Source organism: Variovorax paradoxus (assembly GCF_024734665.1).
Classification (GTDB): domain Bacteria; phylum Pseudomonadota; class Gammaproteobacteria; order Burkholderiales; family Burkholderiaceae_C; genus Variovorax.
In genome coordinates this window covers 6,552,603-6,576,326 of the sequence record NZ_CP102931.1, presented here as the reverse complement: position 1 = coordinate 6,576,326, position 23,724 = coordinate 6,552,603, and the positions used below count along the sequence as shown (strand labels likewise).

General features: G+C 63.7%; 21 protein-coding genes. 7 read left to right on the top strand and 14 right to left on the bottom strand.

Going from position 1 to position 23,724, the window contains the following annotated elements:
• The first annotated feature begins 96 nt into the window (after positions 1 to 96).
• From NWF24_RS30760 to NWF24_RS30745, 4 genes are all read left to right on the top strand, one after another.
• Positions 97 to 1,599, top strand: coding sequence for an FAD-linked oxidase C-terminal domain-containing protein (locus NWF24_RS30760; protein ID WP_258351830.1), 1,503 nt, complete (start codon positions 97 to 99; stop codon positions 1,597 to 1,599).
• 5 nt (positions 1,600 to 1,604) lie between these two features.
• The gene (glcE, locus tag NWF24_RS30755; RefSeq protein ID WP_375338427.1) at positions 1,605 to 2,714 is read left to right on the top strand and encodes a glycolate oxidase subunit GlcE; all 1,110 of its coding nucleotides are present in this window, start codon (positions 1,605 to 1,607) and stop codon (positions 2,712 to 2,714) included.
• Positions 2,715 to 2,734: 20 nt separating this feature from the next.
• Entirely contained in the window at positions 2,735 to 3,982 is a 1,248-nt protein-coding gene (gene glcF / locus NWF24_RS30750; RefSeq protein WP_258351828.1) for a glycolate oxidase subunit GlcF, read from the top strand.
• Between the two features lie 89 nt (positions 3,983 to 4,071).
• Positions 4,072 to 4,509 carry a carboxypeptidase regulatory-like domain-containing protein gene (locus tag NWF24_RS30745; protein ID WP_258351827.1) on the top strand — a complete coding sequence of 146 codons (438 nt, stop codon included), beginning with the start codon at positions 4,072 to 4,074 and terminating at the stop codon, positions 4,507 to 4,509.
• Between the two features lie 25 nt (positions 4,510 to 4,534).
• Here NWF24_RS30745 and NWF24_RS30740 read toward each other — a convergent pair whose 3' ends face one another.
• The 3 genes from NWF24_RS30740 to lplT form a co-directional block, all read right to left on the bottom strand.
• Positions 4,535 to 5,023 carry a glutathione peroxidase gene (locus tag NWF24_RS30740; protein ID WP_258351826.1) on the bottom strand — a complete coding sequence of 163 codons (489 nt, stop codon included), beginning with the start codon at positions 5,021 to 5,023 and terminating at the stop codon, positions 4,535 to 4,537.
• A gap of 11 nt (positions 5,024 to 5,034) precedes the next feature.
• A complete protein-coding gene (locus tag NWF24_RS30735; protein WP_258351825.1) occupies positions 5,035 to 5,925 on the bottom strand; it encodes a DMT family transporter in 891 nt (296 codons plus the stop codon).
• A 64-nt stretch (positions 5,926 to 5,989) separates the two neighbouring features.
• A complete protein-coding gene (lplT, locus tag NWF24_RS30730; RefSeq protein WP_093175613.1) occupies positions 5,990 to 7,294 on the bottom strand; it encodes a lysophospholipid transporter LplT in 1,305 nt (434 codons plus the stop codon).
• Positions 7,295 to 7,476: 182 nt separating this feature from the next.
• Between lplT and alr the strand changes: the two genes are divergently transcribed.
• Both alr and NWF24_RS30720 read left to right on the top strand, forming a co-directional pair.
• On the top strand, positions 7,477 to 8,577 hold the full coding sequence (gene alr, locus NWF24_RS30725) for an alanine racemase (RefSeq protein WP_093076686.1): 1,101 nt from the start codon (positions 7,477 to 7,479) through the stop codon (positions 8,575 to 8,577).
• Positions 8,574 to 9,329, top strand: a complete 756-nt coding sequence (locus NWF24_RS30720) for a hypothetical protein (protein ID WP_258351824.1) — start codon at positions 8,574 to 8,576, stop codon at positions 9,327 to 9,329. Before alr ends, NWF24_RS30720 begins: the two co-directional genes overlap by 4 nt.
• On the opposite strand, the gene NWF24_RS30715 is transcribed toward NWF24_RS30720, so the two are convergent.
• Complete coding sequence (locus tag NWF24_RS30715) at positions 9,283 to 10,233, bottom strand: LysR family transcriptional regulator (RefSeq protein WP_258351823.1); 951 nt, start codon at positions 10,231 to 10,233, stop codon at positions 9,283 to 9,285. The two genes, NWF24_RS30720 and NWF24_RS30715, sit on opposite strands and share 47 nt — an antisense overlap.
• Before the next feature lie 95 nt (positions 10,234 to 10,328).
• Between NWF24_RS30715 and NWF24_RS30710 the strand changes: the two genes are divergently transcribed.
• A complete protein-coding gene (locus NWF24_RS30710; protein WP_258351822.1) occupies positions 10,329 to 11,342 on the top strand; it encodes a DMT family transporter in 1,014 nt (337 codons plus the stop codon).
• Here the strand turns inward: NWF24_RS30710 and NWF24_RS30705 are convergent.
• The 10 genes from NWF24_RS30705 to NWF24_RS30660 form a co-directional block, all read right to left on the bottom strand.
• Positions 11,230 to 12,033 (bottom strand): phytanoyl-CoA dioxygenase family protein, encoded by an 804-nt coding sequence (locus NWF24_RS30705; RefSeq protein ID WP_258351821.1) that lies wholly within the window; start codon positions 12,031 to 12,033, stop codon positions 11,230 to 11,232. The two genes, NWF24_RS30710 and NWF24_RS30705, sit on opposite strands and share 113 nt — an antisense overlap.
• A gap of 29 nt (positions 12,034 to 12,062) precedes the next feature.
• Complete coding sequence (locus tag NWF24_RS30700) at positions 12,063 to 13,292, bottom strand: lipopolysaccharide biosynthesis protein (RefSeq protein ID WP_258351820.1); 1,230 nt, start codon at positions 13,290 to 13,292, stop codon at positions 12,063 to 12,065.
• A gap of 5 nt (positions 13,293 to 13,297) precedes the next feature.
• Complete coding sequence (locus NWF24_RS30695; protein WP_258351819.1) at positions 13,298 to 14,557, bottom strand: hypothetical protein; 1,260 nt, start codon at positions 14,555 to 14,557, stop codon at positions 13,298 to 13,300.
• Positions 14,554 to 15,627 carry a glycosyltransferase gene (locus NWF24_RS30690; RefSeq protein WP_258351818.1) on the bottom strand — a complete coding sequence of 358 codons (1,074 nt, stop codon included), beginning with the start codon at positions 15,625 to 15,627 and terminating at the stop codon, positions 14,554 to 14,556. Before NWF24_RS30690 ends, NWF24_RS30695 begins: the two co-directional genes overlap by 4 nt.
• Positions 15,628 to 15,640: 13 nt before the next feature.
• A complete protein-coding gene (locus NWF24_RS30685; protein ID WP_258351817.1) occupies positions 15,641 to 16,792 on the bottom strand; it encodes a polysaccharide pyruvyl transferase family protein in 1,152 nt (383 codons plus the stop codon).
• Complete coding sequence (locus NWF24_RS30680) at positions 16,789 to 17,847, bottom strand: hypothetical protein (RefSeq protein ID WP_258351816.1); 1,059 nt, start codon at positions 17,845 to 17,847, stop codon at positions 16,789 to 16,791. Before NWF24_RS30680 ends, NWF24_RS30685 begins: the two co-directional genes overlap by 4 nt.
• A 92-nt stretch (positions 17,848 to 17,939) precedes the next feature.
• Positions 17,940 to 18,662 carry a sugar transferase gene (locus NWF24_RS30675; protein ID WP_258351815.1) on the bottom strand — a complete coding sequence of 241 codons (723 nt, stop codon included), beginning with the start codon at positions 18,660 to 18,662 and terminating at the stop codon, positions 17,940 to 17,942.
• A gap of 326 nt (positions 18,663 to 18,988) precedes the next feature.
• Entirely contained in the window at positions 18,989 to 21,253 is a 2,265-nt protein-coding gene (locus NWF24_RS30670) for a polysaccharide biosynthesis tyrosine autokinase (protein WP_309148890.1), read from the bottom strand.
• Positions 21,250 to 21,708, bottom strand: a complete 459-nt coding sequence (locus tag NWF24_RS30665) for a low molecular weight protein-tyrosine-phosphatase (protein WP_258351812.1) — start codon at positions 21,706 to 21,708, stop codon at positions 21,250 to 21,252. The genes NWF24_RS30670 and NWF24_RS30665 overlap by 4 nt, the downstream gene beginning before the upstream one ends.
• Positions 21,705 to 22,868, bottom strand: coding sequence for a polysaccharide biosynthesis/export family protein (locus NWF24_RS30660; protein WP_258351811.1), 1,164 nt, complete (start codon positions 22,866 to 22,868; stop codon positions 21,705 to 21,707). Before NWF24_RS30660 ends, NWF24_RS30665 begins: the two co-directional genes overlap by 4 nt.
• Positions 22,869 to 23,724 lie beyond the last annotated feature (856 nt).

The window sequence follows — 23,724 nt, the reverse complement described above, 5'->3', positions numbered from 1 at the left end:
GCCCGGCAAAAATCCATCAACCCGGGCCTGCCGCAATGTCCGTAGAGTGCGGGTAGAACCGAGACATCCCGCGAGCAGAAGAAAAGAGGTCGCCGCATGAACGCGCCGCTCACCCCCACGCAAAACGATTCACTACAGAAAACAGAGCGCCAGTCCCAGGTAGTGCGAGCGCTGCAGGCTCATCTGCCAGCCCACGCCCTGATCTGGCACGCAGAAGACACCACCCCCTACGAGTGCGACGGCCTCACCGCCTACCGCGCCCGCCCGCTCGTGGTGGCCCTGCCCGAAACCGAGGCGCAGGTGGCCGCCGTGCTCGAGACCTGCCACCAGCTCGGCGTGCCCGTGGTGGCGCGCGGCGCGGGCACCGGGCTGTCGGGCGGCGCCATGCCGCACACCATGGGCGTGACCATGTCGCTCGCCAAGTTCAACCGCATCCTGAAGATCGACCCGGTGAGCCGCACGGCCGTTGTGCAGTGCGGCGTGCGCAACCTGGCCATCAGCGAGGCGGCCGCGCCCTTCAATCTCTACTACGCGCCCGATCCGTCGAGCCAGATCGCCTGCACCATCGGCGGCAACGTGGCAGAGAACTCCGGTGGCGTGCACTGCCTGAAGTACGGCCTGACCCTGCACAACGTGCTGCGCGTGCGCGGCTTCACCGCCGAAGGCGAGCCCATCGAGTTCGGCGGCGACGCGCTCGACGCGCCGGGGCTCGACCTGCTCGCGCTCGTCATCGGCAGCGAAGGCATGCTGGCCGTGACCACCGAGGTCACCGTCAAGCTGGTGCCCAAGCCGCAGCTCGCGCGCTGCATCATGGCCAGCTTCGACGACGTGCGAAAGGCCGGCGACGCAGTGGCCGCGGTGATCGCGGCCGGCATCATCCCCGCGGGGCTGGAGATGATGGACAAGCCCATGACCGCCGCCGTCGAAGACTTCGTGCGCGCGGGCTACGACCTCGACGCCGCCGCGATCCTGCTATGCGAGTCGGACGGCACGCCCGAAGAAGTGGAAGAAGAAATCGGCCGCATGACCGCCGTGCTGCGTGGCTGCGGCGCCACCGCCATCGCGGTGAGCAGCAGCGAGGAGGAGCGCATGAAATTTTGGAGCGGGCGCAAGAACGCGTTCCCCGCCTCGGGCCGCATCAGCCCCGACTACATGTGCCTCGACTCGACTATTCCACGCAAGCGCCTGGCCGACATCCTTCTGGCCATCCAGGAGATGGAGAAAAAGTACAACCTGCGCTGCTGCAACGTGTTCCACGCGGGTGACGGCAACCTGCATCCGCTGGTGCTGTTCGACGCCAACGACCCCGACGAGCTGCACCGCTGCGAGCTGTTCGGTGCCGACATCCTGGAGACCAGCGTCGCGATGGGCGGCACCGTGTCGGGCGAGCATGGCGTGGGTGTGGAAAAACTCAACAGCATGTGCGTGCAGTTCACCGCCGCAGAGAACGAGCAGATGTTCGGCGTCAAGCGCGCCTTCGATCCCGAGGGCATGCTGAATCCCGGCAAGGTGATTCCCACGCTGCAGCGCTGCGCCGAATACGGCAAGCAGGTGGTGCGCGGGGGCAAGTTGCAGCACCCGGATCTGCCGAGGTTCTGATGGCGATGGATAACAACGCACTCCACCAGGTCGTCGAGCGCATCCGCGCCGCCACCGCTAACGCCACGCCGCTGTGCATTCGCGGCGGCGGCACCAAGGATTTCTACGGCGAGCCGCTGCAAGGCGAGCTGCTCGACACGCGATCGCTCGCCGGCATCACCAGCTACGAGCCGAGCGAGCTGGTCGTCACCGTGCGCGCCGGCACGCCGCTCGTCGAACTCGAAGCGGCACTGGCGGAGAAAGGCCAGTGCCTGCCGTTCGAGCCGCCGTGCTTCGGCAGCAACGGCACCGTCGGCGGCATGGTCGCCGCAGGCCTCAGCGGCCCGGCGCGCGCCAGCGTCGGCGCGGTGCGCGACTACGTGCTCGGTGCCACGATCATCAACGGCCGCGGCGAGGTACTGACCTTCGGCGGCCAGGTGATGAAGAACGTCGCGGGCTACGACGTTTCGCGCGTGCTGGCCGGCTCGCTCGGCACGCTGGGCGTGATCGCCGAGGTCAGCCTCAAGGTGCTGCCCGTGGCGCCCGCCGAGGCCACGCTCGAATTCGCGTGCGGGCAGGCCGATGCGCTGCGGCTGCTCAATGAGTGGGGCGGCCGGCCGCTGCCGCTCAACGCGAGCTGCTGGTTCGAATACGCCGGTGCCGGCGCGCTCTACCTGCGTTTGCGCGGTGCGGTCGCCGCGGTGGAAGCGGCATGCACGCACCTCGGCGGCGAGCGAAAAGACAACGCGCGCGCCGCCGCAGACTGGCAATCGCTGCGCGACCAGCAGCTGCCGTGGTTCGCCACGAACGAAGGCACGGATGCGCTGTGGCGCCTGTCGGTGCCGCAGACAGCGCCCGTGCTCTCGCTCGACGGCACCGCGCCGCTGATCGAATGGCACGGCGGCCAACGCTGGTACAAGGCTGCGCCCGAACAGGCTGCGCGCATCCGCGAGATCGCACGTGCGGCGGGTGGCCATGCCACGCTGTTCAGGCTGCCCGGTTCAGGCACGCAACAAGGCAGCGTCCCGCGCTTCGATGCACTGAGCCCCCCCATCGAACGCATCCATCGCGCGCTGATGCGCGAGTTCGATCCTCACGGCATCTTCAACCGCGGCCGCCTGCTCGCGCCCACGTAAAACAACAAGAACCGACAGACATGCAAACCGAACTCGCCCCCGAATTCCGCGGCACCGACGAAGGCCGAGAAGCCGAAGCCATCCTGCGCAAGTGCGTGCACTGCGGCTTCTGCACCGCTACCTGCCCGACCTACCAGTTGCTCGGTGACGAGCTCGACGGTCCGCGCGGACGCATCTACCTCATCAAGCAGGTGCTCGAGGGCAAGGAGCCCACGCGCAGCACGCAGTTGCACCTCGACCGCTGCCTGACCTGCCGCAACTGCGAAAGCACCTGCCCGAGCGGCGTGCAGTACGGCAACCTGGTCGACATCGGCCGCAAGATCGTCGACCAGAAGGTGCCGCGCCCCGCGATGGAATCGGCGCAGCGCTGGCTGCTGAAGGAAGGCTTGCCGTCGCCGCTCTTCGGCCCCGCAATGAAGCTCGGCCAATCGGTGCGCGGCCTCCTGCCCGAGGCGCTGAAAGCCAAGGTGCCCGCGAAGCAGGACGCCGGCGCATGGCCCACCGCCACGCATGCGCGCAAGGTGCTGATGCTCGCGGGCTGCGTGCAGCCGTCGATGATGCCCAACATCAACAGCGCCACCGCGCGCGTGCTCGACGCGGCCGGCATCCAGGCCGTGATTGCGCCAGCGGCCGGCTGCTGCGGCGCGGTGAAGTTCCACCTCAACGATCAGGACGGTGGCAAGGCGCAGATGCGCGCCAACATCGACGCGTGGTGGCCCTTGGTGGAGCGCCGTCCTGACGAAGGTGGAGTCGAGGCCATCGTCATGAACGCCTCGGGCTGCGGCGTCACCGTGCGCGAGTACGGCCACATCCTGCAGCACGACGCGACCTACGCGCTGAAGGCCGCGCGCATCAGCGAACTCACGCGCGACCTGAGCGAACTGCTGCCCGACCTCGTGCCCGCGCTGAAGGCCCGCGTGAAGGCGCCTGCGGGCGTGGTGGCCTACCACCCGCCGTGCACGCTGCAGCACGGCCAGAAGCTGCGCGGCGGCGTCGAGACGCATCTGCGCGCGCTCGGCTTCGATGTGCGCGTGGCAATGAACGAATCGCACCTGTGCTGCGGCTCGGCCGGCACCTACTCGGTGCTGCAGCCCGAGCTGGCCTATCCGCTGCGCGACCGCAAGCTGGGCCACCTGAAGCAGCTGCAGCCCACCACCATCGCGTCGGCCAACATCGGCTGCATCACGCACCTGCAAAGCGGCAGCGGCGACACGCCGGTGCGGCACTGGGTCGAGCTGCTGGACGCGGCGCTGTCTGACAAGGCCTGATCGCACAAGCAGGAGGGTGTTGGTCCGACTCGCGCGGAGCCGGTTCGCGGCGCATCATGGCTGCACCGAATCTGCAAGGAGCCAGTGCCATGTCCCATGTTGTCGCATCCCTTATTCCTTCCACGCTGCGGCGCGTGCTGTTGGCTTGCGCCTGCATGGCCGGCGCGATGGCCGCGCAGGCCCAAGGCGCCATGCCGCCCTGGCAGGGCGCGGGCCCGGCGCGCTATGTGTGCGGTGGTATCGGCTCCGACGAATCGACAGCCATGCGCGCCGCCATGAAGGACCATCCGCTGGCATTGCTGTTCGCGCGCGCCGATGGCGCCTATCTGGCGAATGTCGACGTGACGATCAAGGGCGGCGACGCCAACAACGCTGCCGCACTGGCATTCCGCGCCAGCGGCCCGGTCTGCCTGGTGGACCTGCCGAACGGGCGCTACGTGATCGATGCGGCCATGCCCGGTGGCGCAGCCAAGACCCAGACCGTGACGGTGGGCAGCGGCTCGAAGACGGCCGACTTCAGGTTCTGAGCGGCCTGAACGGGGGCAGGGGGCTTCAGCCCGCCGCCAGCGCGGCCTCGACGTCGCGCGTGAGCGAGGCTGGCGTGTCCAGCGGCGCATAGCGCTTGAGCACGGTGCCGTCGCGCCCGACCAGGAACTTGGTGAAGTTCCACTTGATGGCCGTGCTGCCCAGCAGGCCCGGCTTTTCCTTGGTGAGCCACTGATAGAGCGGCGCGGCGTTGCTGCCGTTCACGTCGATCTTTTCCATCATCGGAAAGCTCACGCCATAGTTCTTGGTGCAGAAGGCGCCGATTTCCTCGTTGCTGCCCGGGTCTTGCGCGCCGAACTGGTTCGACGGAAATCCCAGCACCGTGAGCCCCTGGCCGGCGTACTTCTCATGCAGTGCCTCCAGCCCCGCGAACTGCGGCGTGAAGCCGCATTTGCTGGCGGTATTGACGATCAGCAGCACCTTGCCCTTGAAGGCGGAGAGCTTCACCGGCTTGCCGTCGATCTGGTTGGCCTCGAAGTCGTAGACGCTGGTCATGCTGTTGTTCCTCAGATGGGAGAAGAGGCGCGATCATCGCGCCGCGCGGGCGTTCGTGCAAACGCTGCCCAGACGGCGCCCAGCACGATCAGCGCGCCGCCGGCGAGGATGCGCGGGCTCATGTCGGCCGCGCCCAGCGCCACCGACGACACGCTCGCGAACAACACCTCCGACAGCATGATCACCGAGGTTGCGGCGGCCGCGAGCCGTGCCGCACCGTACTGCAGGCACACATTGGCGAAGACGAAAGCTATGCCCAGCGGCACCGCCCAGCCAAGCCAGCCCGGCGATGCGTGCAGCGGCGAATCGAACGCGCCGAGCGCGGTGCCGCCCAGCGCCGTGACGCCGGCCACGAAGGCGCAGCCGCAGAACATTGCCAGCGCGCGCGACTCGCCCGGGGCCTGCCGCAGATGGCGCAGCGCGATGTTGGTAACGGCAAAGCCGAAGCCCGCCGCCACGCCCAGCCAGTCGGGCAGGCTCGACGGCACCGGCCAGTCGGCGCCTGGCGCCTTCAGCACCACCACCACGCCGGTCAGCGCCAGCGCCACGCGCGCGAGCGCGCCGCCGGTCGGCCGCTCGCCCAGCAGCAGCCAGCCCAGCAGCACGCTCCACAGCGGCATCAGATAGAACAGCAGCACCACGCGCACCACGTCGCCCTGCGTCACGGCCCAGTTGAAACCCACGTTGGTGAAGCCGGCCGCGAAGCCCAGCACCGCCAGCATCGGAAAGGCCGCGAAGCCTTTCCACGCGTGCCGGCGCATGAGGCCCATCACGGTCGCGATGGCCAGGTAGATGAGGCAGGTGGCCCACAGCGGATGCATGCCGTGGCTTGCGATCTGGCGGAAGGGGAACCACGAAACGCCCCAGACGAAGGCGTTGAAGATCAGGGCGAGCGCGGGCATGGTGGCGTTGGAAAAGGGGGAGCGCCGGGCGCGCCGGCCGTTTCACCAACGCGGGCGCGCGCTGTCAGTGATGCTTGTCGCTGCGGGCGATGGCCAAGAGGTGCTCGACCTCTTCAGGGTACTTCTTCAGGTTGTTCTCGTGCCAGCGCTTGATGAGCCACATGCAGCCCGCCACCACCAGCCCGAACGCGCTGATTGCGCCATAGGCCGAGAGGCCCAGCCCCGTGCACACGCTGTAGAAACCGCCCAGCAGAAGAATGCAGGCCTGCTCGTTGAAGTTCTGCACCGCGATGGAGCGGCCCGCGCCCATCAGGTTGTGGCCGCGGTGCTGCAGCAGCGCATTCATCGGCACCACCAGGAAGCCGCCCAGGCCGCCCAGCAAAATCAGGAACGGCACCGCCAGCCACACGTTGCTGATGAAGTTCATGCAGATCACCATCAGCCCCATCGCGATGCCCATGGGTATCACACGCGTGGCCATGTCCAGCCGCATGCGCATCGAGGCCACGATGGCGCCCACGGCCGTGCCGATGGTCACCACGCCCGTCAGCGCCGAGGCCTGCGTGGTGTTGTAGCCCAGCGCCAGCGAGGCCCAGGCCAGCACGATGTACTTGAGGTTGCCGCCTGCGCCCCAGAACAGCGTGGTGGTGGCCAGCGAGATCTGGCCGAGGCGGTCGCGCCACAGGCGGGCATTGCAATGCCAGAAGTCGGGCAGCAGCGCGGCGATGTTGCGCGCCATGCCGTGCTCGGGGTTGGAGCGCAGCGGGCGCATCTCGACGCCGGTGTGCGGAATGCGCGTGTTGAACCAGGCCGCCAGCACGTAGACGAAGATCAGCACCGCGATTGCGGCCTCGGCCGGCGTGTCGATGCCGGTGTCGATGAACGGGAGATCGAATGCCAGCAGCTTGCTGGAGATGGAATGCCCCACCAGCGTGCCGCCCAGCACGATGCCCAGCAGGATCGACGCGATGGTCAGCCCCTCGATCCAGCCGTTGGCCTTGACCAGCTGGGACGCCGGCAGCAGCTCGGTCAGGATGCCGTACTTGGCCGGCGAATACGCCGCGGCGCCCAGCCCCACGATCGAATAGGACAGCAGCGGGTGCGAGCCGAACAGCATCATCAGGCAGCCCACCACCTTGATGGCATTGCTGATGAACATCACCTTGCCCTTGGGCAGGGCGTCGGCAAAGGCGCCCACCAGTGGCGCCAGCACCACGTAGAAGACCGCGAAGATCGGCACCAGTGCCGCGCGCTGCCATTCAGGCGCGCCCGAACTTCGCATGAGATCGACGGCAACAACGAAAAGCGCTTGGTCGGCCAGCGACGAAAAGAACTGGGCCGACATGATCGTGTAGAAACCGCGCTTCATCGATGGGCTGGCTGGCCAGAGGGTCTGCTGGCGGTAGTGAAAAAGTGTCGCGTTGCGGGCGAATGGGCGGTTATAGCACGGGGGTGCGACGCGGAATCCGGCGTCCCCACGGTGTTCGACCTCATTCCCGAAGATGCTAAAACGTGGTCTGCATTGTCCCCGAGTCTCTCCCGGAACCACCCATGCCGCGTCCCATACTCGCCACTGTCCACACCGACGCCCTGCGTCACAACCTCGACCGGGCGCGCCGCTCGGCCCTCGAAGCCCGCGTCTGGGCCGTCGTCAAGGCAAATGCCTATGGCCATGGCATCGAGCGGGTCTATGAAGGATTGCGCGGCGCCGACGGCTTCGCGCTGCTCGATCTGGCCGAGGCCGAGCGCGTGCGCGCCCTCGGCTGGCGCGGCCCGGTGCTGCTGCTGGAAGGCGTTTTCGACGCCCGAGACCTGGAGCTGTGCTCGCGGCTGGACCTCTGGCACACCGTGCATTGCGACGAGCAGATCGACATGCTCGCCGCCCACAAGACCCTGAAGCCGCAGCGCGTGTTCCTGAAGATGAACTCGGGCATGAACCGCCTGGGCTTCACGCCCGAGCGCTTCGGCTCCGCCTGGACCCGTCTCAACGCGCTCACGCAGGTCGACGAGATTTCGCTCATGACCCACTTCAGCGACGCCGACGGCGCGCGCGGCATCGGCCACCAGTTCGAGACCTTCGAGCGCGTCACCCGCGACCTGCCGGGCGAACGCTCCATCGCCAACAGCGCCGCCACCCTGCGCCATGCCGACCAGACGCGCGGCGACTGGGTACGCCCCGGCATCCTGCTGTACGGCAGCGCGCCCGACTTTCCCGAACACGATTCGGCGCACTGGCAGCTGCAGCCCACCATGACGCTCTCGACCCAGCTCATCTCGGTGCAGACGCTGAAGGCCGGCGACACCATCGGCTACGGCTCCAACTTCACGGCCGAGGGCCCGCTCACCATCGGTGTGGCGGCGGTCGGCTATGCCGACGGCTATCCGCGCCACTGCAACACCGGCACGCCGGTGCTGGTGAACGGCGTGCGCACCCGCATGGTCGGCCGCGTGAGCATGGACATGATCACCGTGGACCTCACGAACGTGCCCGACGCGAAGTTCGGCAGCGAGGTCACGCTGTGGGGCAAGTCGGCCAAGACGGGGGCCGTGCTCCCCATCGACGAAGTCGCGCGAGCCGCGGGCACCGTCGGCTATGAATTGATGTGCGCCGTGGCGCAGCGCGTGCCGTTCGCTCCCGTCGAAGGTCAATGAAGATCCTTTCCGACTGGCGCTCCGTGCGCCTGTGGGAAACGCAGGTCGAACGCGACCTGCATCGCGACTACAGCCTGCGCACGCACGGCATCCTGATCGGCACCTTCACGCTGCTGCTGATGTGGGGCGTGTCGGCGCTGCAGATGCACCTGCTGCATGTCGATTCGCTGGCGGTGCGCTACTTCCTCACGCTGGGCGTAGGGTACCTGGGCTATCTGCTGGTGCTGCGCTGGTGGGCCAGGCGGCTGGTCGAGGGCTGCAAGACGGACTTCGATGTCGATGCGCCCGACGTCGACTTCGGCAGCGGACGCGGCGGCGGCTCCCAGAGCCACGTGAGCGTCGGCGATGCCCATGGCGGTGGTGGTGACGGCAGTGCCCTGTCCGATGTGGCGAGCGGTGCGCTCGAAGTCGCCGGCTCCGCGGACGAAGGCGCGATCATCGTCGTGCCGGTGGTCGCGATCTTCCTGATCTGCGTGGCCATCTTGTTCGGCGCCGGCTCGCTCGTGCTGCTGTACTTCAGCTGGGACGCGCTGCTGGCCGTGGCCATCGAAGTCGCCTTCTCGTACGTGTCGGCCCGCGCCGCGGTGCGCGTGGCGCGCGAAGGCTGGCTCATGGCCGCCGTGCGGCTCACGTGGAAGCCGCTGCTGGGTGCGGTCGCGAGCGCGGTGATCCTCGGCGCGCTGCTCGATCACTTCATGCCGCAGGTCAATTCCTTGCCCGAGGCGGTGCGCGTTCTGCTGAAGACGCACTGAGCGCATCGAGCAGGTGCTCGATCAGCACCTTGCATTTGGGAGCGGCGAAGCGGTTGGGCGGGTACAGGATGTACGCGTGTCCGTGGTAGTTGCCCTGGAACTCCCAGTCCGCCAGCACGCGCACCACGCTACCCGCGTCCAGTGCATCGCGTGCGATGAACGCCGGCACGCAGGCGATGCCCAGGTCCGCCAGCGCGCCTTCGAGCCGCACCTCGCTGTGGTTGGAGATGTAGCGGCCGCGCACGACGACTTCGGCGGCTTCTTCGCCCTTCTTCCTGAATCGCCAGTGGTTGTCCCGCTCGTGCTCGCCGAGCGACAGGCAGCTGTGCGCGAGCAGGTCGCCCGGATGCCCGATGGCCGCGTGCCGCGCCAGGTACGCCGGCGTTGCGCACAGGATGTGTTCCACCGTCATCAGCTGCCGCGCCACCAGCCCTTCGGGCGGCTCCGTCGTCAGCCGCACCACCAGATCGACGCCCTCGCGGATCGGATCGATGTCGCGGTCGGCCACGATGAGCTGCACGTCCACTTCCGGATAGCGCCGCAGGAAGTCGAGGATGTGCCGATGCAGCACGCGCCGCGCAAAGGCTTTCGGCGCACTGATGCGCACCAGCCCGCTCGGCCCGGCTGCGAACTGCTGCCCGATTTCCATCGTGCCCTGAGCCGCCAGCACCAGCTCGCGGCAGCGCGCGAAGGCCTCGGCACCGGGCTCGGTCAGCCGCAGCTGGCGCGTCGTGCGCTGCAGCAGCTGCACGCCGATCTCCTTTTCGAGTCGCTTCACCTGCCGGCTGGCGGCCGACGGCGTCATGCCCAGCAGATCGGCCGCTGCCGAGAAGCTGCCCAGCTCGGCGACCCGCAGGAAGGTCACCATCTCCGGTAGCACGTTGAGAAATGAATTCGTTCCCACGACGCAATAGTCCTGTTCCGGCCGATGGCTGTGCGGCCCGGGTGATGCCCAGAACAATTCCCTCTTTGGTTGTTCATGGACGGCGGGCCGACAGTATGGATTCAAAGAAGCGGGCAGGCATTGGGGCGGGCGTCGGCCTGGCCGAAATCATGCTGTTGCTGGTGGCCGCGGTGTGGGGCGGAAGCTATGCGGTGGCCAAGCAGGCGACGCAGCAGTTGCCTGTGCTGGAGTTCATCGCTCTGCGCTTCGGGCTGACCTTCGTCGTGCTGCTGCCCGCGCTGAGGCCGCTGTTCAACGCGCAGTGGCGGCAGGGCCTCATGGCAGGCGGCCTGCTCGGTGCGAACCTGCTGGCGATCTTCGTGTGCGAGACCTTCGGCGTGTCGCTGACCACGGCGAGCAATGCGGCGTTCCTCATCAGCCTGTGCGTCGCGCTCACGCCATTCGTCGAATGGTGGCTGCTGGGCCAGCGGCCGGCGCGGCGCATGTTCTGGGCGGCGGGCCTGTCGGCGCTGGGGGCCACGATGCTGTCGGCCACCTCGCCCGCGGATCTGTCGGTCGGCTGGGGCGACGGCTTGATGGTGATCGCCGCCTTCCTGCGCGCCGTGATGGTGTGCATGACGCGGCGGCTGGCCGGGCGGCACTCGATGCCGGCGCTGACGTTGACTGCCGTGCAGGCGGGCGTGATGGCTCTCGGCGCAGCGGCGATCTCGCTCGTCGCCTCGCCGGCCCATGGCGCATGGCACATGCCGCCGGCCGCGGCATCGTTCTGGTGGGGCATGGCGTACCTCGTGCTGCTGTGCACCGTCTTCGCATTCTTTGCGCAGAACCATGCTGCCTCGCGTTCGAGCCCGAGCCGGGTGTCGTTGCTGATGGGTAGCGAGCCGGTGTTCGGGGCGCTGATCGCGATGTACGGGTTCGGCGAGAGGATCGGCCCCTGGGGATGGGCGGGGGGCTTGCTGATTGTTGTCGCAGCTTGGTGGGTGACGTCGGATCGCCCTACACCGCGCGAAACACCTCCGGAAAATCGCCCGTCTTCTGCCCGTCGCGCCACGCAAGGCCCGCGGTGTCCAGCGGTCCGGGCATCGGCGACGGACGATGCTTCAGCGTGAGCTCGTCATCGGCATAGAGGATGGCAAAGGCCCTGCGCTTCTCGTTGAAGTTCACGCCGGGGCCGGCATGGTGCAGCGCCCGGTAGTTGAAGACCACCACGTCGCCCGGGTCCACCTCGTAGCCCACGATGTCGAAGGCGCTGCGATTGGCTTCGATGTCCGGCAGTTCGAACTCATCGTCCAGCACCTCGATCTTGCTGCCGCTCAGCCCATAGTGCGTTTTCCAGAGGTGCGAGCCGCGCACCACCTCGATGGCGGTTTCGCGCGGCATGTGGTCGACCGGCATCCACACGCGCACGATGCGGTGGCTGTCCGCCAGTCCATAGGACGTGTCCTGGTGCCAGGGTGTCTCGGCCGCCGGGCCGCGGCCCTTGTAGAACAGCTGGTCGTAAATCCAGCGCAGCCGTCTCGTCACGGTCAGCTGCTTGGCGATCTCGCCCGCGCCTGACTCGAACACCACGCGCTGGAGCATGCCGTTCTTCACCGAAGGCATCTGGTCGATCAGCAGATAGAGCGGGTCGGCATCCACCACGGTCGCGTAGGGCGAAGGAGCGCGGCGCTGCTGCTCGATGCCGTCCTGCGCCAGCTGGATCCATTCGGGCGAGATGATCTTGCGCAGGCACACCACGCCATCCCTCAGGAACCGAAGGCGCTCGTCGATGCTTACGCTGCGAAGCAAAGGGTTGCTCATAAAGATCTCCAAGGCCTGCTTGCCCGTTTTCAGGCACTCTCCCCTGTCGTTGTCGCTCGCATGAAATAGAACAGCCAGCCGATCATCAAAGCGGCCATGCAGGCGAAGCCCCATGTCATGGCGCGGATGGTCTGGATGTATGAGATGGGTGGCGTTGCCGCGAACATCAGAATGGCGAACACCACGGCGCCGACGATCGAGCACAGCAAGAGGGCACCTGGCCGTGCGGCCGCCCTGAAGCCCGTCCGCAGGCACATGGTCAGCCCGAAGATCGCGGGCGCATAGAAGAAGGGGGAAAAGTCCATTCCCTTGTAGTTCGGGCCGAATGCCAGGACGACGAGGCGGGGCCCCAGCAGGCCCAGCAAGACGCCGACCCCTTCGGCAATCACGAACCCGAGCAGCACGAACTTGATGAAATCGCGGAAGGCCTTTTTTCGTCCTTCGGAATTCCAGTTCGCCGCCAGTTGCGGAAGCAGGTAGTAGCCAAGCGCCGACAGCACGTACTGCATCGGCAGCAGGAAGGTGATGTAGATCTTGAGCAAGCCACCCTGCTCGGAGTCTGCCGAAGAGCCGAGCAGCAGGATGGCCCCTCCCGTCATGATCCAGCTCATGAACTGGGAGAGGCTGGCCTTCCAGCCATAAGCCATCGATTCGCCGACCGTCAGCCCTTGCGCGGCTTTCGCTGCCGGAAGCGGAAGCATCACGTTCCCCGCATTCCTGAGCACCAGAAAAAGAAACGGAACCTGGATGATGGAAATCAGCAGCAGGGCTTCCATCCATGTCGCGGGCTTTTCGGCTTTCAGGATGGCGACATACCCCACGCTGACCAGCACACCGGTAATGCAAAGAATTCCGTACCGCCGCCCCGTGAGCAGGAGGCTGCGCGAGATCCAGAAGATCTCGTAGCCGACGATCAAGGCCACGCCCACCCAGTGCAGCTGCCCGGGAAAAGCCGCCACTTGCCAGGCCGCGTACCCCAGAAGAGAAAAAAGAACCACCAGAGCCCATGAGAGCCATGCCGCGGATCGATGCGCGTAGTAGCGCTTGATCAGCAAGGGCTCATGCACCATGGCCATGTGCAGGATGTATTGAAAGCTGCTCACCGCCAGGAATGCGGAGGCAACGCCGAAATCCGAAGGCGAAAGCACGCGGGCCAGCGCAAAGCTCAGCAGCAGTTGGCTCGCGCTGTATATGCATTGGTCTGCAACGGCGTAGATCGGACCACCAAGACGCTTTCTGAGTCCGGACAGATGCTTCATCCCGTTCAGTCCGATATGGACAGCAAAACGGGATTGGCAGTCGCCTTCACAGAAAAGCTCCCACCCGACGGGCTTCCGCAACTGCCTTCACGCATCTGGGGGAAGAAGTCGACGCGCGTGCATTTCTTGCCGCTGCCCGCGGGGACCGACGCGGTTTGTTCCGGGCCCTGTGTCCAGACCACGTGCAGCAAGGACTCGCCGCGACGCAGCACGAGCTGACTCATGCCCTTGGCATCCTGGTACGACACCTTCTGGGAGTGCCTGGCGATCTTGAGAAATTCGGTCAGCGCGGAGTAGGCCTCCTTCTTTTCTCCGGCTTTGGACTTGATTCCGAAGTTGTCTTCCTTCGAAAAGTAAGACTGCCCCCTGTCGCGCCAGGAGTAGAGGTTCAGAAGCTTGATGCCCGCGGCGGCATTGATCAGGTACTCCCTGAAGATCAATGAAGCCTGGGCGTTGCGGTCGCGAACCGGCATGTACGAGGCGTAGCCCCATTCCGAAGCGACGATGCCGGTCTTCTTCAGCTGCCGCTGGTCCAGTTGCGCACGCAGCTTCTGGTAGTCGGCCAGCGCCGTTTCGGGAACCGAGCGGTATGGATGAATCGAGATGTCCGTCAGGCAGTCGGTCCTGGCGGCCGAGACAAAGGCATCTTCCAGCTCCGAAGGAACCTTGCCTCCGGCGAAGGGCAGCTTCGCGAAGCCGTATCCGATGACGATGTTCGGCTGGATCTTTTGCTGCGTCAGCTTGTTGCACAGCTCCGACGAGGCGGTGCCGAAGTTCGAAAGGAGGCTGGGCTGCAGGAATGTCTTGTTGTCCGGCTCGTTCCATATCTCCCAGACGGCGACATCGGTGGTGTGCGCCTTCATGAAGTCGCTCGCAAAGTCCGCGAACATGGTTTCCCTGCTGCGGTTGCCACCACGCAGGTCCGAGGGCTCGTGCCCCCAGATTTCGCGGCCACCAAACAAGGTGACGATGGCTTCGAGCCTGGCCTTGCGCACGCGCTGGATCAGGCCCGGGTAGTCGATCAAATTGGGGTTGACGCTTTTCAGCGGTGGCCGCACGCCGAACCGCACGAACTCGAAACCGGCCGCACGTATTTCATGCAGGTCGTCGTCCGTGATGGTCGCGGGATCGATCTGCACGCTCAGCGCAACCGGGTACTCCGAGGTAAGGCCGTCGATGCCTCTGGCCTGGGCCGGGCTGATGACGGACGCAGCAATGAACAGCAAGGTGCCCAGCGCTCGGGCAAGCAAACCAGAAATCCTCATGGCAGAACCGACTCCTTGTACAGATCGACGATGGCGGCGTTCATTCGCTGCGAAGTGAACTTCTCTTCGAAGATCTTTCGCCCGGTCTGTCCCATCTGCCGCAGGGTTTCATTGGGGATGCCGTCGATTTCCCGCAGCATCCGGTCCATCTGCTCCAGGGAAAAGAGCCGGCCGCTCCTGTCGTCTTCAACGATGTCGACAAGACCGCCCACGGCGGACGCAAAAACCGCCTTGCTCCTCGCCATTGCTTCGACTGCAACGAGCCCGAAGCCTTCCCATCTCGACGGAACGATGATGGCGTCGCAGTCCTGGTAGACGGCGTCCAGCTCGTCTTTTTCCAGCCAGCCCTTGAACTCGACCCGATCGGCCTTGGCAAGAAAAAGATCATTCCGCACGGCATCGCCGACGACGATCAGCTTGAAATTCGGCTTCACCCTGTTGTACGAGTCGAGCAGGACGTCGATTCCCTTTTGCCGGTCGAGCCGGCCGACGAACAGGACCTTTCGCGGGCTGTGTTCGGCTTCACCAGGCAGCAATTGACTCGGCAGCCTGGGACTGACGGAATCGATCCCGTTGGGAATGCATGTGCATCGCCTGATGCCGGATTTCGACGCGATCCTGACCTCATGGCGGCTGATGCAGATGATGGCGTCGCTGCGCGAGGAAAGCAGCCGCTCGATCCATCGGTAGGCCGACTTCTTGTAGCGGGACGCAGCCTGATCGAAGGCCCAGCCGTGGGAGCAATAGACGATCTTCACCTCGCTGGGTATCTGCCCGAGCATGGCCATGACCCGGACGATGCCCCCTGCAATCGAGCTGTGCAGGTGGAGCACGGAGGGGCGCTCCGATTCGATGATCTTCTTCACGCGCGCGGCGTAGCCCACCAGGGACAGGGGGCTGCGGGCGGTGGGCACCACGTGGGCGCTCTCGGGGGTCAGCCAATCGACCGTTCCAGGCAATATGAACTTCACCTGGCTGATTTCCGGCGAGTTCTTCTGGAAATTCGAAACGATCCGAAGATAAGTTTCCAACCCACCCTTGAGCGTTTCGGCAACGTGCAGTACTTTCATGGAGATTCGCTCCTCAGATCAATGCGTGGGTTCCGGCGATGACTTCGGTCTTCAATTCGTCCAGTCTTCTGCGGTCGGCATTTTTTTCGTTGAGCAGATTCAGTACGGAGGCCTTCAGCTCTTCCCGGCGGGGGGACAGGCCGAACAGATACTGGGTTCGGTCCGTCAGCTGGAAAAAGGACTCGACCTTCTTGTCCCAATTCATCCCGATAGAGGGAATGTTCAGGCTGTAGGCGACGATGTTTGCGTGCAGCCGGTGCGCCGCAATGCACGAGCAGGCGCTGATCAGCGCAACAAGATCGTCGGGGCGCCTGGGAACGACGAACGAGAAGCCCGGCGCGGCTGCCCGCGAAGAAGAAATCTCGGCAAGGATCTTGTTGTCCTCCGCCGCGCCGTTCGTGAAATACAGCACTCGCGCGCCTTCCGCCTGCAATGCTTCGGCCAGACCAGAGAAGAATTCCGCCGACCCGCTGGTGCGCGTGTCTCCGTATTCGGAATTCATCACCAGCGCATCGAGGCTGCTGACGCAGATTCCCACGTCCCACTTCTTGTCCGGAGAAAGCTCGTTCGAAAAAGCGCTCGCGCAAACCAGCGCGGGGTCGGGAACGACCTTGATCTCGCTGCGCGGAATGTCGAAGAACGCGTGCAGGTTGTTCGCCGAATCCACATCGCGCGTCGCGTAGAAAACGGGGGCGGCATTCTTGAGGAATTTCTTGACCAGAAATTTCCCCCAGAACGACCATTTGGCCGTGACGCCAACCGAGACCACCGCGACCTTCTTGCCGAGAAGCAACCTGCTCAGCAGAAACAGCTTGGCGGGAAAGTTCAGCGCCACGTCGCAGAACAGCTGGCCGCCGCCGATGAGGACCAGATCCGCGTCATCTACTGCAGCTTTCCATTGCCTGCGCCAGCCCAGGAGGTAGTTCTTGAGGCAGTACGCAAAAACGATTGCCGATCGCATCAGGGCCGGCATCTTCTGGAAGATTTCGAATGCGCCGCCGCCGCGCAGATTCGATTCGTCGAACGCAACGCGGCCGGCGATGTCGAGGAACTCCACCTTCGCCTCCGGATATTTCATGCCGGCGATGTGAGCCAGCGACGCCGCGATGACCCCGTCACCCAGGTTGTCGCTGTACGGCACCGCACAAATCAGGATTTTTTTCATCTGGAGACTGCTTTGTTCTCGGAAACTTTGATGGCAATGATGTAGAGCATTACGGAAGTCAAATGCCTGGTGAAGCTGCCGAGATCTGGTTCAAATATCAATTGCACAAGAATGTGCGCTATGAAAAGGCTGCCGAAAAAACGTGGCTCGAACCGATCCGGATCGCGCTTTGACTTTCGCCGGGCCCTGTACAGAATGATCAGCATGGCTGCGATCATCAATTGCATGAACGCGTCGCTCGCAGTCTGAAAATAAAGAACCGGCGTGATCAGCACCGTTGCTGCATAGACGTAATTGACCAGGAAGCCGGGGCCGGTGGCGGGAGACGCAATATTGGTAAAGGCCGTTCTGTTGTCGCTGCCAATTTGTTCCGCGTAGGCATTCGAGGTATCTCGCGGCGATTGAAGCGTCTGCAAAATACTGGAAGGCGCCGCCATGATCGCGCCGACGACCACGATGGCGGCCAGAATGTGATATTTAAGAGGGCGTCGCCACAGGTAATAGACCATGAAGAACACGCCGACAATCAACAAATAATATTGCCGTACAAAGACCCCGTAGATCGCGTAAAGAAAAAGGAAGGCACCGACGGTAAGTACTTTCGACGTTCGAAAATAGATGGTCGAAACGGTAATGAACATGGTCATGATGAGCACGACCGTCTCCTTGGACGGCGCAAACATGTTCAGCATGATGCAAGGCGCAATCAGCAGCAGCCTGGCGAAAAAGTCGCCGGTCTTGCGAACGTCGTGAGTCGCGAAAAACAAAAATATGATGCTCACGCCGCAGGTGAAAACGTCCAGGTTGTCGACCCCGATAACGGCGAACAGGGCGGCGGTGACTGCGAACGAGTTGTCCATGTCGCCCGTGCCGCCGTAATTGAGGATCTCGATGATCTTTGCCGAGTCCACGCTCCATTTCTCGGGGAGCATTTCCCTGAAATATGCGTAGATGATCGTGTACACGAGCACGATCAGTATTCCGGCAATCGAGAATTGATTGAAGCGGCGCGTGCTTCTTCTTCTCACCGCCGGTCCCGGAATGGCGTGGCTCATCCGCATGTGGATTCCAATCCAATCATTTCGAAAGCGAAGGAAAATCTGTCCGGCCGGCCCGGCCGGAGCCGATCATCCGGGACCGATGAAATTCATCGGGACCCGTGACCGGCAGCAACCACCCAGATGGTTCTGAAGAAGATGTCCACGTCCTTCCCGACGGAAAGGGTCTCGACATACCTCACGTCCAACGCAACGCGTGCGTTGTAGGTCAGCTGATTGCGACCGCTGACCTGCCACAGGCCCGTGATTCCGGGGCGGACAGCGCAGTAGTGCGACCAGTTCTGGCCGTAGAGCTCCCTCTGCTCGAGCATGCAGGGGCGAGGGCCAATGAGGCTCATGTCGCCTGTCAGCACGTTCCAGAATTGCGGCAGTTCGTCCAGGCTGGTCTTGCGGATGAATTTGCCGAAACGCGTGATCCGTGGATCGTCGTCCAGCTTTTGGTATTCATCCCATTGGCGGCGTGCCTCTGGATTGCTTTTCAGATGTTCCTCGAGCACCTGGGCCGAATTGGCGATCATCGAGCGGAATTTGTAGAACCTGAATATTCGTCCGTCTTTTCCGTAGCGCGACTGGTAATACAAAACCGGAGATCCGGAGCTGATCAGCACGAAGAGGCCGATCAGCACGAAGAGCCAGCCGAATGCGGCAAAAAAGAACAGCGCGGCGGCAATGTCTACCGACCTTTTCCCTAGCCGCAGTACGGCCGGATGATGAATTCCGGTTTGCGAGCCGCCTCGGGACATTTCACCGCTTGCGTCCGAAATATTCCAGCCTTGCGGTACCAGCGATTCTTCAGGGTGGAGATTTCCCATGGGATTTCTCCGCCCGGATTTGAAGCGCGACAAGATTTCTCGTCGAAATGATTTCATTTTTGACGCACCTTTCCTCACGCAGGCAAATGCCTGCATGTCCTCTGTTATGGCCTTGGTTTTTTGGCCGAGACGACCCGCACAAATGCCTCGTAGGATCTGCAATGCAGAAACTATTGCGCGGCCAAATGACTCGATGAAGGCAATACAAATGGACTAATCGCCATTTGTAGTGCCTTATTACTCCGAATACTAATTGAGTATTTAATCGATGAGTTGGAACAAAATTCCATGCTCATGATTTTGAATTTAACTCCAAATTTCGCGGTCTAGGTGGAATCCCTGTTGGTATTGTATGTATATTGTAAATGCTTGTAAGCACCATATTTGTAACTCCCGCTTCCAGCGTGGCGGCGAGTTAGATCAATAGCATTCAGAATTACGCCATTTACCGTGCGACCTGCATGCGCAAGTCTTCTGACGCTTTCATTCAATTCGCCGAGCTGGGTTTTTTCGGCGCGTGCAACGAGTAGCAAAGTGCTCGCAAGCGGGGCAACCGATGCGGTATCCGCGGCAACGAGAACCGGGGCCGTGTCGATGATGACGAGGTCGTATAGCGGAGATAACTTTTCCAGTACCTGGACAAAGGAATCGCTCGTCAGCAGCTCGGCCGGATTGGGCGGAAGCACACCCGTAGTAATGACGTCCAGATTCGGCAGGGCCGACGGGCGAATCGCTTTCTCGAAGTCGAGCGTTCCGGCGATCAATTCGGACAGGCCGGAAGACCGCGGGATCGAGAGGAATTGATTCACGCGGCCCTTGCGCAAGTCCGCGTCGATCAGCAGAACCCGCTTTCCGGTTGCCGCGGTGATTGCCGCGAAGTTGATCGAGATGAAGGTCTTGCCCACGCCAGGCGTCGCGCCGGAGATGAGCAGGCGGTTGTTGGTCGCTTCCAGCATGGCGAACTGCAGCGCGGTGCGAAGGCTGCGCAGGCTTTCCACCGCGGGGTCTTCGGGGAACAGGTGCGCCAGAACATGCTTGCCGACGACCTTGTTCTCGATGTTCCTCTCGATCGTGCGCTGGGCGGCGCTCAGCGGAATGCTGCTGTAGACGTTGAGCCCGGTGTGGCTTTCGATTTCTCCCGGATTGCGGATGCCGCCGAAGAACGAGCTCCTTGCAACCGCGGCGCCGATGCCGGCAGCCAGCCCCAGGATCACGGCCAGCGCGATGACCAGGGGCCGCTTGGGCCACACCGGCTCTTCCGGAACGATGGCGTCGTCCAGCAGGCGCACATTGCCCACCTTGCCTTCCTTGGCCAGCCGCATCTGCAGCGAGCTGTTGAGAAGCGACACGTACAGGTCGGTATTCACCTTGATGTCGCGCTGCATGCGAACGGTGTTCTGCTGCAGCTCCGGCATCTTGCGGATGCGCGCATCGACGGACGCGAGCGCGCTCTTCCATGCTGCGACCTGGGAGTCCAGCGTCTGGACGGCGGGATGTTCGCCCGTGAAGCGCGCGGTGAGTTCGCGCCGCTTCTGTTCCGCCTCGAGCAGCTTGGACTGCAGGTCGACGGTCTGGGTCAGCGCGTTCTTTGCCTCGTCGTCGAGACTGACCGTGCCGTTCTGGTTTCTGTAGCGGTTGTAGATGTCTTCGGATTGCTCCAGTTGCTTCTTGAACTGGGGCAGCGCACCGTCCAGGAAGCCCAGTGTCTTCTCGGCCTCGGCGGCCTTGCGCTCCATGTTCTGGCGAACGTAGAGGCGGCCGATTTCGTTGAGCAGCTGCGTCAGTTTTTCTGCGTCGCCGCTTCTCCAGCTGACATCGAGCACGCCCGACTGCTTGCCTTTCTCCACAACCTTCAGGTTGTCCTGCAGCGCCAGCAGCGTCAGCTGCGTCGAAGACCGCACGAGCTGGAACTGCGCGCCCGGCTTCGCGTTGATGCTGCTGACCAGCAGGCTCACGCTGCCGTTCGGAACGCCGGGAACGCTCGCCACCAGCAAGGTGCCGATGGCGCCCTTCATCGGCGTGTCGATGTCGGGGTTGCTCAGCTCGTACTGGCCGTCGGCCCCGAGGGTCAGCGTGAATGGCTTCTCCTCGAAATCAGCGGGAACGTCGAACCTCGGAACGAGGATGCTCTCGGTGCCCGTCACGTAGCCCGAAAGCCCCATGAAGCCGGGGTCCGACAGCTCGGTGGCGCGGCGGGCGAGCCAGCTGCCCACGATGGGGGCATATCGCGGCCGCGCGCTGATGTAGAGCTTGGTGTTCTCCACGGCCTTGCCGAGGATGGCGCGCGAGCGAAGGATTTCGATCTCGCCCGCGGCAGGCGTCTTCACGCTCAGCAGCGAGGAGGCGGCATCGCCCAGGAAGCTGCCTGCGGAGTTGCCGGAATCTTCCACCTGCACTGCGACGTTCGCTTCGTAGACGGGCTTGCCGAGGAAGGCGTAGGCAGTGCCCAGGAGCACTGTCACGGCAACGATGGCCGCGACGAGCCAGCGGTGGTCGATCAGGATGTCCAGGTACTCGGCCAGGTTGATGCCGTCGCCATCCTCTTCCAGCGCTTGCATCGGCATCGGCGCGGCTTGCGGGGGTGCGTTCATGTCGGTTGCTGCTCGGGTTTTGTGATTTTCAGAATGCGTTCGATCCATGTCCGGACGCCGGCATCGATCAGGGCCAGGGCGTGCTCGAATGCCGCCTCGTCTTTTCCATACGGGTCGGGCACGTCCTGCGCGACCGAGAACTCGGCAATGCGGAAGACCTTGCCGCGCACAAAGGGGTAGGTCGCTTCGAGGTGGCGGCGCTGCTCCCGGTCCATCACCAGGATCAGGTCGGCCTGCCGGCACAGCATCTGGCTCACCTGCTGCGCGATGTGGTCCGAGATGTCGATGCCGCGCCTTCGCATGAGCGCCTGCGACATCGGGTCGGCCGGCTTGCCGACGAGCGCGCCTGTGCCCGCGGAGAACACGCGCAAATGCGGCAATCCCGCGGCAAGAAGGCCTTCCGCCATCGGGCTTCGGCAGATGTTGCCGATGCAGACTGTCAGTACGGATCTCATCGGTGGTTCATGTAGACCTGGTCGCTGTAGTAGAGCGCCTGGGTCGCCGGCAGGATCAGGCTGGCCACCCGGCTCCAGGTGGCCAGCGGCACCGAGTCGATGTAGACCACGTCGCGCGGCTGCAGCGGAAAGCGCTCGGCCAGCGCCAGCGCGGCGGGGTTCTTCGCATTCAGGTGGAAGACCGACGGCGAGCCCTTCGTGTTGTTGGCGTTGTTGCGCACGACGTAGATCTGCCCCGTGTTCGCCGTGCCCAGGCTTGCGCTGCCGGCCTCGCCCAGTGCCTCGTTGAGGGTGAGCCTGCCGTTGTGCATGGTCAGCGCCGAGGGCTTGGCGACTTCGCCCATCACGAACACCTTGCTCTCGTCGCGGTTGCGCACCTGCACCACGTCGCCGTTCTGCAGCGGGATCTTGCTGGCGTTGCTGCCCAGGTCCTGCAGCTTGGGCAGGTCGATGAGCGTGGTCTTGTCGCCGCGTGTCAGCGTGATGAACGAACGGTCGCCGCTGGACGTGATGCCGCCGGCCCGGTTGAGCGCTTCGGACAGCGTCATCGGAACGTCGGTGAAGAGCTGCAGCCCCGGCGTGCGCACTTCGCCTTCCACGAATGCACGGCGGCTTCTGAAGGACTGGATGCGCACCGTCACCTGCGGGTCCTTGATGTAGCGCGCGATGCGCTTGGCGATCACGTCGGACGCCTCGATCTCGGTCAGGCCCTGCATCTGGACCCGGCCGATGTACGGAAAACTGATCTGCCCGTTGGCGCCGACGATGAAGCCCGGCGCCACGCTGATGCCCGTGGGGTCCGTCTGCTGGGAAATCACGGCGCCGGCGTTGGGCAGCAACTCGGGGTGGTCGTAGACGATGACGCCCACGACGTCGCCCGGGCCGATCGTGTAGACCGGGGCTTCGCCGAACAGGGCCTTCACGTCGGGCGGAATCGCCGCCGGCTGCGCCTCGGCCATCGCGCGGATGAGGTTCGGCGAGATGGGGACGAGCGCCTCCTGCGGCGTGCCGTCGGCAGCAAGGGATGGTGCCGGACTCTGATCGGGCTCGTAAGCCACCACGGAGCCAAAGCCCGGTGCGCAGCCCTGAAGCATCAACGCGCCGGCCAAGGCGGCACTCCACCCCATCAGGTACAGGTAGCGTGTCAAATGGAACTCCATTGCGAACTTGGTTTTTTCAACAACTGCGATTCATATGCAAAGCCCGAGCCCGATTTGCGCCGGTAATTCTTTTTATTACCAAGACGCTTTTTCCGGCTTGACCGGAGATTTATCGGGAGAGCAATGAAAAGGAAATTGTCGCTGCCTTCGCAGCACCGCTATTTCGTGGAGTAGACGCAAAAGGCGTGTCCATTCGTGGTGCGACCACGCCGGGGGCAGGGTTATCCCTAGCTTCCCCTTCCGGAGACCCTTTTTCATTGGGAATCGAGGGGGCAAACGGCTGGTCAGGATGCCGTCAGCCGAAATGGAAAATGCAACTTATTAATTACCCCATTGATACGGGAAATCGTGGCTCTCGAACCACAGAGGCCACCCGCATAGGGTTTTTGACATTGCGTTCTACTTTGTAAGCAATTGTCAACTAAGTAGGACACAGCCGACAAATCGTGGGCTATGAGCTTCAGTTTGCCCGGTTTGAGCATCGAGCAATGGTGCGGGAGGGTACCCAGTCGGCCGCTGTCCGAGGTGAAGCGGCGATAGGCTTTTCGAATTACTCCCGGAATTCCTCGCCCTCCGCCGGGGCCAGGAGCACCAAGACCGTGCGAAATCTGCCCAGGAAAACGATGAATGATTTCAGGCTAATTGCCGATTCAATTCAGAAGGAATGCGATTTACGGCGGCCTGATTGACACTTTTGTAGTGTTTTCTTATTTGCGTCATTCGGCAGCCGAAGGACGTTTCGGATTTCAATCAATGAAGCCGCGCCTGGCCCATGGTGGGGGCGGGCAAATCAGAAAAAAGAATTCAGATGCGGCCGTGCCAACGCCGTGGCGGGTGAGATCGAAAAAACAAATTG